Source organism: Bacillus sp. ChL18, from assembly GCF_026241425.1.
GTDB lineage: Bacteria > Bacillota > Bacilli > Bacillales > Bacillaceae > Bacillus > Bacillus velezensis.
On record NZ_JAPHWE010000001.1, the window covers coordinates 1,006,628 to 1,021,164 of the forward strand.

Sequence of the window (14,537 nt, forward strand, 5' to 3'; positions counted from 1 at the left end):
GTCATGCATTCATTGCTTATTGAAAAAACAGCCGTTGTAACAGGAGCAGCCGGAGGAATCGGGCTTGAAATCGCAAAAGAATTCGCCCGTGAAGGAGCAGCCGTCATCATCTCTGATGTAAACGAACAAGCGGGGAAAGAAGCGGCGGCAAGACTGACAGATGAAGGCTGTGAAGCAGTCAGCATCACATGCGATGTAACAAATGAAAAGCAAGTGGCCGACATGCTGCAGACGGTCGAGAAACAATTCGGACGTCTCGATATCCTTGTGAATAATGCCGGCATTCAGCATGTCGCGCCCATCGAGGAATTTCCCACCGAACAGTTTGAACGGCTCATTCGTCTCATGCTGACCGCGCCATTTATCGCAATGAAGCATGCATTTCCCATTATGAAAAAACAGCAATTCGGTCGAATCATTAATATGGCGTCTGTCAACGGACTGATCGGTTTTCACGGGAAAGCGGCATATAACAGCGCCAAGCACGGCGTCATCGGTTTAACGAAAGTCGGCGCACTTGAAGGCGCGGCTGACGGTATTACCGTCAATGCGCTTTGTCCGGGATATGTGGACACTCAGCTTGTCCGCAATCAGTTAAAGGACATTTCCGCAACCAGGAATGTACCGTACGAGCGGGTGCTTGAGGACGTCATCTTTCCGCTCGTTCCCCAAAAACGGCTGCTGTCAGTGAAGGAAATCGCTGATTATGCCGTATTTTTGGCCAGCGACAAAGCAAAAGGGGTCACAGGTCAGGCCGTAGTCATGGATGGCGGGTATACCGCTCAATAGTTCTTATACTTTTTTAAAAAACAGCCGCTCTGAACGGCTGTTTTTTTATGCCTGAAAACCTTGTTCACTCAATAGGCCGATTACTGCGTCAATCGGTATCCAGTCTGGGTCATTCACATGTTCTGCGGCGTATTTCGCCCTTGCGGATTTTCCCCATCCAGATCCATCTCTTGCGCCGCATTTATAATCAAGCGCAATCAGTTTACAATCCTTCACAGATATACAAATGAATTTTTACAATAAACAGAAAATATGTAATTTCTGACACAATAATGCCAATAGCCCTAAAACATATGAAACATGAAGAGCGCGTTCTAAGTGAAGAAGAGCCGGTAACAGGCTCCACGCCGGCTTTCATCATCTCTCTTTAAGACTGATTTTCGGTGAAACTCCCATGTTTTATTTTATGAATAAATATATCTAATTCGTTTGTGAAAACGAACAATAACTCCTCCGAAAGTATTCTATACACATTTGTTATAATCATGCTAGGATGTTAGATAAAGGGATATTTTGTAGGATATTGTATCCCCTGTTCAATATGATCGGAGGAATCTCATGAACAATCTTGCCTTTTTATTTCCTGGACAAGGGTCTCAATTTGTAGGAATGGGCAAACAATTTTGGAATGATTTTGTGCTCGCAAAGAGATTGTTTGAAGAAGCGAGCGATGCGATCTCCTTGGATGTAAAAAAACTGTGTTTTAACGGAGATATGAATGAATTGACAAAGACAATGAACGCGCAGCCCGCTATTTTAACGGTCAGTGTTATTGCTTTTCAAGTGTATATGCAGGAAATAGGGGTGAAGCCCCGCTTCCTGGCAGGCCATAGCTTAGGCGAATATTCAGCGCTTGTCTGTGCCGGCGCCCTTTCTTTTCAGGATGCCGTTACACTTGTAAGGGAGCGGGGAATTCTTATGCAAAATGCGGATCCTCAGCAGCAGGGGGCGATGGCCGCCGTGACTCACCTCTCTCTTCAAACCTTGCAAGAAATATGTTCGAAAGTGTCGACGGAGGACTTTCCGGCAGGTGTAGCCTGCATGAATTCAGAACAGCAGCATGTGATTTCCGGACACCGGCAAGCTGTGGAACGTGTCATCAAGATGGCGGAGGAAAAGGGTGCGGCATACACTTATTTGAATGTCAGTGCGCCTTTTCACAGTTCGATGATACGATCAGCCTCCGAACAATTCCAGACTGTATTACACCAGTATTCCTTCAGGGATGCCGCGTGGCCGATCATTTCAAATGTCACCGCACGCCCTTACAGCAGCGGAAATTCGATCAGCGAACATCTCAAGCAGCACATGACGATGCCGGTTAGATGGACAGAATCGATGCATTACTTGCTTTTACATGGAGTCACAGAAGTCATCGAAATGGGTCCGAACAATGTCTTAGCCGGTCTGCTGAGAAAAACAACGAATCACATTGTACCTTATCCCTTAGGACAGACATCTGATGTTCCCCCGCTTTCCAATTCAGCGGAAAGAAAGAAACATATTGTCCATTTACACAAAAAACAACTGAATAAATTGATGATTCAATCCGTCATTGCGCGAAATTACAACAAGGATTCAGCGGCTTATTCCAATATGACGACGCCATTATTTACGCAAATCCAAGAGCTGAAAGAGAGAATGAAAAGGCATGAAGACGTGCTTTCAGAACAAGAACTCGAACATTCGATCCATTTATGCAAATTAATTTGTGAAGCTAAACAGCTTCCGGCTTGGGAAGAATTGCGGATTTTAAAATAAAGCGCCCAGGAGGGGACCTATGTATACCAGTCAATTCCAAACCTTAGTAGAAGTCATTCGGGAAAGAAGCAATATCTCTGATCGCGGGATCCGTTTTATCGAATCCGATAAAAACGAGACGGTTGTCTCTTATCGCCAATTGTTTGAAGAGGCGCAAGGGTATCTTGGCTATTTACAGCATCTCGGCATTAAGCCGAAGCAGGAAATTGTATTTCAAATCCAAGAAAACAAATCATTTGTCGTTGCTTTTTGGGCTTGTATATTAGGAGGAATGATCCCGGTGCCGGTCAGTATCGGAGAAGATGATGACCATAAGCTGAAGGTCTGGCGCATTTGGAATATATTAAATCATCCGTTTCTGATTGCCTCTGAAAAAGTATTGGACAAAATAAAGAAATACGCTGCAGAACACGATTTACAGGATTTTCATCATCAATTAAACGAAAAATCTGACATCATTCAAGATCAAACCTACGATTACCCCGCTTCATTTTATGAACCTGATGCGGCTGAACTCGCCTTTATCCAATTTTCTTCCGGATCGACAGGAGATCCAAAAGGAGTCATGTTAACGCATCACAACTTAATACATAACACGTGCGCCATTGGGACTGCCCTACACGTTCATTCGAAAGACTCTTTCTTATCATGGATGCCTTTAACGCATGATATGGGGCTCATCGCCTGCCACCTTGTTCCCTTCATAACCGGAATCAATCAAAATCTAATGCCTACAGAGTTATTTATTCGCAGACCTATTCTTTGGATGAAAAAAGCTCATGAACATAAAGCCAGTATTCTATCATCTCCTAATTTCGGGTACAACTACTTCCTTAAATTTCTGAAAAACGAACCAGACTGGGATTTATCCCACATCAAGGTCATCGCAAACGGTGCAGAACCGATATTGCCGGAGCTGTGTGACGAATTTTTGAAAAGATGCGCAGCATTCAATCTGAAAAGATCCGCTATTTTGAATGTTTACGGTTTAGCGGAAGCTTCGGTTGGCGCAGCGTTTTCTAAAATAGGTAAAGAATTCGTTCCTGTTTATTTGCATCGTGACTATTTAAATCTTGGTGAAAGAGCTGTAAAAGTCAGCAAAGAGGATCAAAATTGCGCTTCATTCGTCGAAGTGGGACAACCTATTGACTATTGTCAGCTTCGGATCTCCGATGAAACAAATGAAAGAGTAGAAGACGGAATCATCGGCCATATCCACATCAAAGGAGACAATGTGACGCAAGGTTATTATAACAACCCAGAGAGTACGGAAAAAGCGCTGACTTCTGACGGCTGGGTAAAAACGGGAGACCTCGGATTCATTAGTGAAAGTGGTAACTTAGTCGTAACCGGAAGAGAAAAGGACATCATTTTCGTGAACGGAAAAAATATCTATCCGCACGATATTGAACGGGTCGCGATTGAAATGGAAGAGGTTGACTTAGGTAGGGTTGCCGCCTGCGGTGTATATGATCAAAAGACACAAAGCGGAGAAATCGTGCTCTTTGTTGTTTACAAAAAATCACCTGAAAAATTTGCACCGCTTGTCAAAGAGATAAAAAAACATTTGTACAAGCGGGGCGGCTGGAGCATAAAAGAAGTCCTTCCGATCCGAAAACTCCCTAAAACAACCAGCGGAAAGGTTAAACGCTATGAACTTGCCAGACAGTATGAGGCAGGGAATTTTTCAACAGAGTCTGCCGCCATCAATGAATGTTTGGAGAGCAGCCCGGAAACATCCGGACAGACACCCATTCATGAGATAGAAACGGAATTGCTGTCTATCTTTTCCGAAGTGCTCGATGGAAAAAAGGTTCACCTCGCTGACAGTTATTTTGATATGGGAGCAAATTCATTACAGTTATCGCAGATTGCCGAGCGCATAGAACAGAATTTCGGACGCGAGCTTGCCGTTTCAGATCTCTTTACGTATCCTTCTATCACTGATTTAGCGGTATATCTGTCTGAAAGCCGGGCTGAGATCAAACAGGACGCGGCAGCGAAACCAAGCCATGTGACACCGAAAGATATCGCCATTATCGGGATGTCGCTCAATGTTCCGGGAGCGTCAACAAAAAGTGATTTTTGGAATCTGCTTAAAAAAGGTGAGCACAGCATTCGAGAATACCCCGAATCCCGGCTGAAAGATGCGGCGGATTATTTAAAGTCCATCCAAAGCGAGTTCAATGAGAGTCAGTTTGTGAAGGGCGGCTATTTAGATGAAATCGACCGCTTTGATTATTCGTTCTTCGGTTTAGCTCCTAAAGCGGCTCAGTTTATGGACCCTAACCAAAGACTGTTTTTGCAGTCTGCATGGCATGCGATTGAAGATGCGGGCTATGCCGGCGGCAGCATGAACGGGAGCCGTGTCGGGGTATATGCGGGGTACTCGAAGGTGGGCTACGATTATGAACGTCTTCTTTCTGCGAATTATCCGGAGGAACTTCATCAATATATCGTGGGCAATCTCCCTTCCGTACTAGCCAGCCGAATCGCTTATTTCTTAAATTTAAAAGGGCCGGCGGTCACAGTGGATACGGCATGCTCCTCATCGCTTGCCGCCGTTCATATGGCATGTAAATCTTTAATGTCCGGCGATTGTGAAATGGCTCTTGCCGGCGGTATCCGGACATCGCTCTTGCCGATCTGTATCGGACTTGATATGGAATCTTCGGACGGGTACACGAAAACGTTCAGCAAAGATTCAGACGGCACGGGCACAGGTGAAGGCGCGGCCGCAGTCCTGCTAAAACCTTTGCAGGATGCTGTTCGCGACGGAGACCATATTTACGGCGTAATCAAGGGAAGCGCGCTGAATCAAGACGGAACAACCGCCGGGATTACAGCACCGAATCCGACAGCTCAGACTGAGGTCATTGAGACGGCTTGGAAAGACGCGGGCATTGCTCCTGAAACACTGTCTTTCATCGAAGCGCATGGCACCGGAACGAAGCTCGGCGATCCGGTTGAATTTAACGGGCTTTGTAAAGCGTTTGAAAAGTATACGGCAAAAAAACAATTTTGTGCGATTGGTTCTGTTAAATCGAACATCGGCCATTTGTTTGAAGCGGCAGGCATCGTCGGGCTGATCAAATCTGTCCTCATGCTGAATCACAAGAAAAATCCGCCGTTAGTGCACTTTAATGAACCTAATCCGCTCATTCATTTTCACTCTTCACCATTTTATGTGAATCAGGAAGTTTCGGAGTTCACATCCGGTGATGAGCCGCTGCGAGGCGGAGTCAGCTCATTTGGCTTTAGCGGAACAAACGCTCATGTGGTATTGGAAGAATATATTTCTAAAAGTGAGTATGCGCCCGAGGATGAACATGGGCCGCACCTATTTGTTTTATCCGCTCATACTGAAAAATCACTCTATGAACTCGCACAGCAGTACCGGCAATATGTATCGGATGACAGCCAAGCTTCATTAAAGTCCATTTGCTATACAGCCAGTACGGGCAGGGCTCATTTGGATCATGGCATTGCCATGATTGTATCCGGTAAGCAAGAATTATCGGATAAGCTGACCCGCCTGATTCAGGGAGACAGAAACCTTCCCGGTGTATACATCGGTTACAAGAATATGAAGGAAATGCTGCCTGCTCATAAAGAAGAGCTGAATCAACAAGCAGCCGCTCTGATTAAGCAGCGTTTACGTACGCAAGATGAACGGATCACATGGCTGCATCGCGCAGCCGAATTATTTGTGCAAGGAGCCGTTATCGATTGGCACGCGCTTTATTCCGGTGAAACTGTACAAAAGACGCCATTGCCCCTGTATCCGTTTGAACGGAGCCGATGCTGGGCTGAAGCTGACCAATTGCGCTTAAACGAGGACGAAAAGAGAGGAGAAGCGGCATTGAATATCAATCAATCGAAGGCGCATATTGAATCCTTCCTGAAAACTGTAATCAGCAATGCTTCGGGGATCAGGGGAGAGGAACTCGATCTGAATGCTCATTTTATCGGGCTCGGAATGGATTCTATCATGCTGTCACAGGTCAAAAAAGCCATCGCGGACGAATTTGGGGTAGATATCCCGATGGATCGTTTTTTTGATACGTTGACCAACCTTCAAAGTGTCATAGATTACTTGGCTGATACCGTTCCATCGTCCTTTGCATCCGCTCCGCCTCAAGAGAATGTTCCGGCGCAGGAAAAACAGGTCATTTCAGAAGCGCAGCCTGAATCGGATCGCAGAGATGGTCATCAAGAGCATACGCTCGAAAAAATAATCGCATCTCAAAATCAATTAATTCAGGATGCCTTGCAAGCTCAATTAAATAGCTTTAATTTGCTGAGAAACAGCGGACATCATTCCGACGAGAAAGAATACGCTAAAGCGCAAGAGAAATCAATTCCTTCTGTCAAGCAGGGGCCTCCGACCGTCAATGCAGAACAGAAAGCGGCTCAAGAAGCGAAACCCTATGTTCCTTTCCAGCCTCAGAACCTGAATGATCAGGGACACTATACCGCACGGCAAAAACAATACTTAGAAGATTTCATCAAGAAATACGCAGATAAAACGAAAGGTTCCAAACAATATACGGACAATACCCGATTTGCTCATGCAAACAACCGCAATTTGTCCAGCTTCCGTTCGTATTGGAAGGAAATCGTATACCCGATTATCGCCGAACGTTCTGACGGTTCTAAAATGTGGGATATTGACGGAAATGAATATATCGATATCACCATGGGATTCGGGGTTAACCTTTTCGGGCATCATCCTTCCTTTATTACACAGGTTATCGATGATTCAACCCGTTCATCATTGCCTCCGCTCGGCCCGATGTCAGATGTCGCCGGTGAAGTTGCCGACCGGATCCGCACATGTACCGGAGTGGAAAGGGTCGCTTTCTATAATTCCGGAACAGAGGCCGTCATGGTTGCCCTGCGTTTGGCGCGGGCGGCAACAGGAAGAAAGAAAGTCGTGGCGTTCTCAGGATCTTATCACGGGACGTTTGACGGCGTATTAGGGGTTGCCGGAACAAAAGGCGGGGCTGCGTCTGCGAATCCGCTGGCTCCGGGCATACTGCAGAGCTTTATGGATGATTTGATTATTTTACATTACAACAATCCCGATTCGCTGGACGTGATCCGCAGTCTTGGTGATGAATTGGCAGCCGTACTGGTGGAACCGGTACAAAGCCGCAGACCGGATTTGCAGCCGCAGGCATTTTTGAAAGAATTACGGGCAATCACGCAGCAATCCGGAACAGCTCTGATTATGGATGAAATTATTACCGGATTTCGGATCGGTCTTGGCGGCGCACAGGAATGGTTCGGCATTCAGGCTGATTTAGTGACCTACGGAAAAATCATCGGCGGCGGACAGCCGTTAGGGGTAGTTGCCGGAAAAGCTGAGTTCATGAATGCGATCGACGGGGGTACCTGGCAGTATGGGGACGATTCCTACCCGCAAGACGAGGCGAAACGCACGTTTGTGGCCGGCACCTTCAATACTCACCCGCTTACCATGAGGATGTCATTAGCCGTCCTTCGCCATTTACAAACCGAGGGAGAACATCTGTATGAGCAGCTTAATCAAAAAACAGCCTACCTGGTCGATGAGCTGAATCGCTGCTTCGAACAAGCGCAAGTGCCTATCCGCATGGTTCGATTCGGTTCTTTATTCCGGTTTGTCTCATCGCTTGATAATGACTTGTTCTTTTACCATCTCAACTATAAAGGGGTCTATGTATGGGAGGGACGCAACTGCTTCTTGTCTGCGGCGCATACCGCGGATGATATCGAAAATATTATTCAAGCGGTGAAAGACACGGTGGAGGATCTTCGCCGAGGCGGATTTATTCCGGAAGGCCCGGATTCCCCTGATGGCGGAGGCCGTAAAAAGTCCGGGACGCGCGAGCTTTCACCTGAACAAAAGCAGTTGGTTATGGCATCCCATTACGGGAATGAAGCTTCCTCCGCTTTAAACCAGTCCATTATGCTGAAAGTGAAGGGCGAACTGCAACATACACCATTAAAACAAGCCGTACGGCATATCGTTGACCGTCATGAAGCTTTACGTACGGTGATTCATCCCGATGACGAGGTACAGCAAGTGCAGGAACGGATGAATATAGAAATACCTGTCATTGATTTTACCGGTCTCCCGCATGAACATCGGGAGCCGGAAATCCAAAAATGGCTGACAGAAGATGCCAAGCGGCCGTTTCATTTCCATGAACAAAAGCCTTTGTTTAGAATCCATGTACTTACATCGGCTCACAATGAACATCTGATTGTGCTCACGTTCCATCATATCATTGCCGATGGATGGTCAATCGCCGTTTTTGTTCAAGAACTGGAGAGCAACTACGCGGCTATAGTACAAGGAAAACCGATTTCACCGAAAGAGGCAGATGTTTCGTTTCGCCAATACTTAGACTGGCAGCAGGCACAGATTGACAGCGGCCATTATGAAGAAGGGGTCCGTTATTGGCGGCGTCATTTCTCTGAACCGATACAGCAGCCAATTCTGCCAAGCACAGCTTCTGTCCGTTATCCGAACGGGTATGAGGGAGACCGGTGTACCGTCAGGCTTGGACGGCCATTGAGCGAGGCTTTAAGGTCATTAAGCATTCAGATGAAAAATAGCGTATTTGTGACGATGCTGGGCGCACTTCATCTTTTTCTGCACCGGCTTACCAAACAGTCAGGCCTTGTGATCGGGATCCCCGCAGCAGGTCAATCGCATATGAAACAGCATGCTCTGATTGGAAATTGCGTCAATATGATTCCGGTGAAGAACACGTCTTCTTCAGAAAGCACTTTATCCGGTTATCTTGGCAGTATGAAAGAAAGCGTGAATCTTGCAATGCGGCACCAAGCCGTCCCGATGACATTGGTGGCCAGAGAGCTTCCGCACGATCAAGTGCCGGATATGCGTATTATCTTTAATTTAGACAGACCTTTTCGAAAGCTGCATTTCGGAAAGGCGGAAGCGGAGCCCGTTGCATACCCGGTAAAATGCACCCTGTACGATTTATTTCTGAACATAACAGACGCGCATCAAGAATATGTTCTTGATTTCGACTTTAATACGAACGTCATCAGTCCGGAAATCATGAAAAAGTGGGGAGCGGGTTTTACAAAATTGCTGCAAAAAATGGTTGAGGGAGATTCAATCCCTCTTGACGCCATGATGATGTTTTCCGATGAAGAACAGCAAGATTTACAAGCACTTTACGCCGAACACCAGAAGCGGGTCTCTTCAATAGCAAGCAATACGGCAAATTTTACTGAAGCCTACGAGGCGCCGGTAAATGAAACGGAGCGGCAGCTGGCACGGATTTGGGAGGAGCTTTTCGGCCTTGAACGGGTCGGCAGATCAGATCGCTTTCTGGCTCTGGGGGGAAACTCACTCCAGGCGACGCTTATGCTTTCCAAAGTTCAGAAGACATTTCATCAAAAGGTTTCCATCGGACAATTTTTCAATCACCAGACTGTTAAGGAATTAGCACATTTCATTCAGAACGAAACGAAAGTCGTGCACCTCCCGATGAAGGCTGCCAAGAAAAAAGCGTATTACCCGACATCGCCGGCGCAGCAAAGAGTGTATTTCCTGCACCAACTGGAACCGGATCAGCTGGCGCAAAATATGTTCGGCCACATATCAATAACAGGGAAGTACGATGAGCAATCCCTGATCTCATCTCTTCAACAAGTGATGCAGCGGCACGAAGCGTTTCGCACGTATTTCGACATTATAGATGGCGATATCGTTCAGAAACTTGAAAACGAAGTTGATTTTAACGTTCATGTCCGGACAATGAGCCGGGATGAATTTGATGCCTATTCAGACCGGTTTGTAAAACCGTTCCGCCTGGACCAAGCTCCGTTAGTTCGTGCGGAGCTGATCAAGATTGAAAACGAGCAGGCCGAACTGCTCATCGATATGCATCATATCATTTCGGACGGTTATTCCGTCAACATCCTTACAAATGAATTGCTGGCTTTATATCATCAGAAACCATTACCGGACATTGAATTTGAATATAAAGATTTCGCAGAATGGCAAAACCAACGGATGAATGACGATGCCATGAAGCGGCAGGAGACATATTGGCTGGAACAATTTCAAGACGAAATTCCCATCCTTGACCTGCCGACAGACGGTTCAAAAGCGGCAGAACGGTCTTCTGAGGGACAGCGTGTGACATGCTCCTTACAGCCGGATGTCATCCGTTCGCTTCAAGACTTGGCGCAAAAGGCGGAAACGACTCTCTATACGGTGCTTCTGGCCGCCTATAATGTGCTGCTTCATAAATATACGGGACAAGAAGACATTGTCGTTGGCACGCCTGCATCAGGAAGAAATCATCCGGATATCGAAAAGATCATCGGTATTTTCATACAAACCATTGGAATCCGGACGAAGCCGCACGCCAATAGAACGTTTACGGATTATCTGGAAGAAGTAAAGCGGCAGACGCTTGACGCTTTCGAAAACCAAGACTATCCATTCGACCGGCTTGTGGAGAAATTAAATGTACAGCGGGAAACAACCGGAAAGTCTCTGTTTAACACGATGTTTGTGTTTCAAAACATTGAATTTCATGAAATCCGGCACAATGAATGTACATTTAAAGTGAAAGAACGAAATCCAGGGGTCTCTTTATATGATTTGATGCTCACGATCGAAGATGCCGGTCAACAGATAGAGATGCATTTTGATTATAGACCGGGACGATTCACAAAAGACACCATTGAACAGATCACCAGACACTATACCGCCATTTTAAACAGCCTTGCTGAGCAGCCGGAGATGACATTGTCTTCTGTTCCTATGCTGTCTGAAACCGAACGTCATCAACTGCTGACGGAGTGTAATGGCACAAAGACGCCGTATCCGCATAAGGAAACGGTATATCGGTGGTTTGAAATGCAGGCGGAACAGAGTCCCGATCATGAAGCCGTTATTTTTGGCAATGAGCGTTATACGTACAGACAGCTCAATGAACGGGCGAACCGATTGGCGCGGACGTTACGGACAAAAGGCGTACTAGCGGATCAATTCGTTGCCATCATCAGCCCGCATCGGATCGAGCTGATTGTCGGAATTTTGGCTGTTCTGAAAGCCGGCGGCGCATACGTGCCCATTGATCCTGAATATCCGGAAGATCGGATCCAATATATGCTGAGAGATTCAAGAGCGGAGGTTGTGTTGACACAGCGCAGCCTGCTGGATCAATTACCGTATGATGGTGACATTGTGCTTTTGGATGAGGAAAACTCATACCATGAGGATCACTCGAATCTTGAATCGGAGAGCGATGCGCATGATTTGGCCTACATGATCTATACGTCAGGTTCCACGGGAAATCCAAAAGGTGTACTCATTGAGCATCAGGGGCTGGCCAATTATATTTGGTGGGCGAAAGAGGTTTATGTAAGAGGTGAGAAAACCAACTTCCCATTATACTCTTCCATCTCTTTCGATCTGACTGTGACCTCGATATTTACACCGCTGGTTACGGGAAATACCATCATTGTCTTTGCCGGCGAAGATAAAAGCGCTGTGCTTTCTGAGATTATGCGGGACTCAAGAATAGACATAATCAAATTGACCCCGGCACATCTGCACGTTATCAAGGAGATGAACATCGCTGGCGGCACCGCAATACGGAAAATGATTGTCGGCGGAGAAAATTTAAGCACCAGTCTGGCCAAAAGTGTCAGCGAGCAGTTTAAAGGCCGGCTGGACATTTTCAATGAATACGGACCGACGGAAGCTGTCGTCGGATGTATGATTTATCACTTCGACGCAGAACGGGACAAGCGGGAATTTGTACCGATCGGCACTCCGGCTGCCAACACGGATATTTATGTGGCCGATGCAAGCAGAAACCTGGTTCCGATCGGGGTAATCGGCGAAATATATATCAGCGGACCGGGTGTTGCCAGAGGGTATTGGAACCGCCCGGATTTAACGGCAGAGAAATTTGTTGAAAACCCGTATGTCCCGGGAGCGAAGATGTACAAATCAGGGGATTTGGCTAAGCGATTGAAGGACGGAAATCTTTTATATATTGGGCGCGTTGATGAACAAGTCAAAATCAGGGGACACCGAATCGAGCTTGGTGAAATTGAAGCAGCAATGCATAACGCGGAAGCGGTGCAAAAAGCCGCGGTTACAGTGAAAGAAGAAGAAGACGGCTTAAAACAATTATGTGCGTATTACGTAAGCGACAAGCCTATAGCGGCTGCTCAGCTTAGGGAACAATTGTCATCGGAGCTTCCGGACTACATGGTTCCGTCCTATTTTGTCCATCTGGAGCATATGCCGTTAACGTCCAACGGGAAAATAAACCGTAAGGCACTGCCTGCACCGGAAGCGAGTCTGCAGCAGACAGCTGAATATGTTCCGCCGGGTAATGAGACGGAGTCCAAACTGACAGATTTATGGAAGGAAGTGCTCGGAATAAGCCATGCGGGGATCAAACATAATTTCTTTGATCTCGGAGGCAACTCCATCCGAGCGGCTGCCTTAGCCGCCAGAATTCACAAAGAGCTGGATGTGAATCTGTCTCTCAAAGACATATTCAAGTTTCCTACCATTGAACAATTGGCTGACAAGGCGTTACACATGGACAAAAATCGATATGCACCGATTCCGGCTGCAAAGGAAATGCCATATTATCCGGTTTCTTCAGCTCAGAGGCGGATGTATTTGTTAAGTCACACAGAAGGCGGCGAGCTGACTTACAATATGACGGGTGCCATGAATGTGGAAGGGACGATCGATCCCGAACGGTTAAACACCGCTTTCCGAAAATTAATCGCGCGTCATGAAGCGTTGCGTACCAGCTTTGATTTATATGAAGGCGAGCCGGCACAGCGTATTCATCAGAACGTCGACTTTACGATAGAACGAATTCAAGCTAGCGAAGAAGAGGCGGAAGACCGTGTGCTTGATTTCATCAAAGCGTTTGACTTAGCCAAGCCGCCGCTGATGCGGGCCGGACTGATTGAAATTGAACCTGCGCGGCACGTGCTTGTGGTTGATATGCATCATATCATTTCTGACGGCGTGTCCGTCAATATTCTGATGAAAGATTTAAGCCGAATCTACGAGGGGAACGAACCGGACCCGCTCTCTATTCAATATAAAGACTTTGCAGTTTGGCAGCAATCGGACATTCAGAAACGGAACATCAAGAGCCAGGAAGCGTATTGGCTGGATCAGTTTCACGGTGATATTCCTGTACTGGATATGCCTGCGGATTATGAGCGGCTTGCCATACGCGATTACGAAGGCGAATCATTTGAATTTCTTATACCCGAACACTTGAAACAGCGTTTAAGCCAAATGGAAGAAGACACAGGAGCAACACTGTATATGATTTTATTGGCAGCCTATACGATTCTTTTATCCAAATACAGCGGACAAGAAGATATTATCGTAGGAACGCCATCTGCCGGGCGGACTCATTTGGATGTAGAGCCGGTCGTGGGAATGTTCGTCAATACGTTAGTCATTCGCAATCACCCGGCGGGCCGTAAAACATTTGATGCCTACTTAAACGAAGTAAAAGAAAACATGCTGAACGCCTATAAAAATCAAGACTATCCATTGGAAGAATTAATTCAGCATCTGCATCTTCCAAAAGATTCAAGCCGTAATCCTTTATTCGATACGATGTTTGTGCTGCAAAATCTTGATCATGCTGAATTGACTTTCGATTCCCTTCAAATCAAGCCGTATCCATTTCATCATCCGGTTGCCAAATTCGATTTGACCTTGTCGATTCAGGCGGACCGCGACAACTATCACGGACTGTTTGAATATTCGAAAAAACTGTTTAAGAAAAGCAGAATCGAGGTTTTATCAAACGACTACTTACACATCCTATCGGCGATTTTGGAACAGCCAAGCATTCTAATCGAACATATCGGATTGAGCGGCAGCAATGAGGAAGAAGAGAACGCGCTTGATTCTATTCAATTGAACTTTTAGGGAAAAGCATTATTTCTTT

General features: G+C 46.3%; 3 protein-coding genes. All 3 read left to right on the plus strand.

Features of this window, described 5'->3' with window-relative positions:
* Positions 1-3: 3 nt before the first annotated feature.
* The 3 genes from OQ477_RS05150 (at position 4) to bamA (ending at position 14,518) form a co-directional block, all read left to right on the plus strand.
* Positions 4-789, plus strand: coding sequence for a 3-hydroxybutyrate dehydrogenase (locus tag OQ477_RS05150; protein WP_007410137.1), 786 nt, complete (start codon positions 4-6; stop codon positions 787-789).
* Positions 790-1,347: 558 nt separating this feature from the next.
* Complete coding sequence (gene bamD / locus OQ477_RS05155; RefSeq protein ID WP_265971632.1) at positions 1,348-2,550, plus strand: bacillomycin D biosynthesis malonyl-CoA transacylase BamD; 1,203 nt, start codon at positions 1,348-1,350, stop codon at positions 2,548-2,550.
* A 19-nt stretch (positions 2,551-2,569) separates the two neighbouring features.
* Complete coding sequence (bamA, locus tag OQ477_RS05160) at positions 2,570-14,518, plus strand: bacillomycin D hybrid PKS/NRPS BamA (protein ID WP_265971634.1); 11,949 nt, start codon at positions 2,570-2,572, stop codon at positions 14,516-14,518.
* Positions 14,519-14,537 lie beyond the last annotated feature (19 nt).

Coding starts and splice junctions, on each gene's coding strand:
- OQ477_RS05150 (WP_007410137.1), top strand. CDS start 4: ATGCATTCATTGCTTATTGAAAAAACAGCCGTTGTAACAGGAGCAGCC.
- bamD (WP_265971632.1), top strand. CDS start 1,348: ATGAACAATCTTGCCTTTTTATTTCCTGGACAAGGGTCTCAATTTGTA.
- bamA (WP_265971634.1), top strand. CDS start 2,570: ATGTATACCAGTCAATTCCAAACCTTAGTAGAAGTCATTCGGGAAAGA.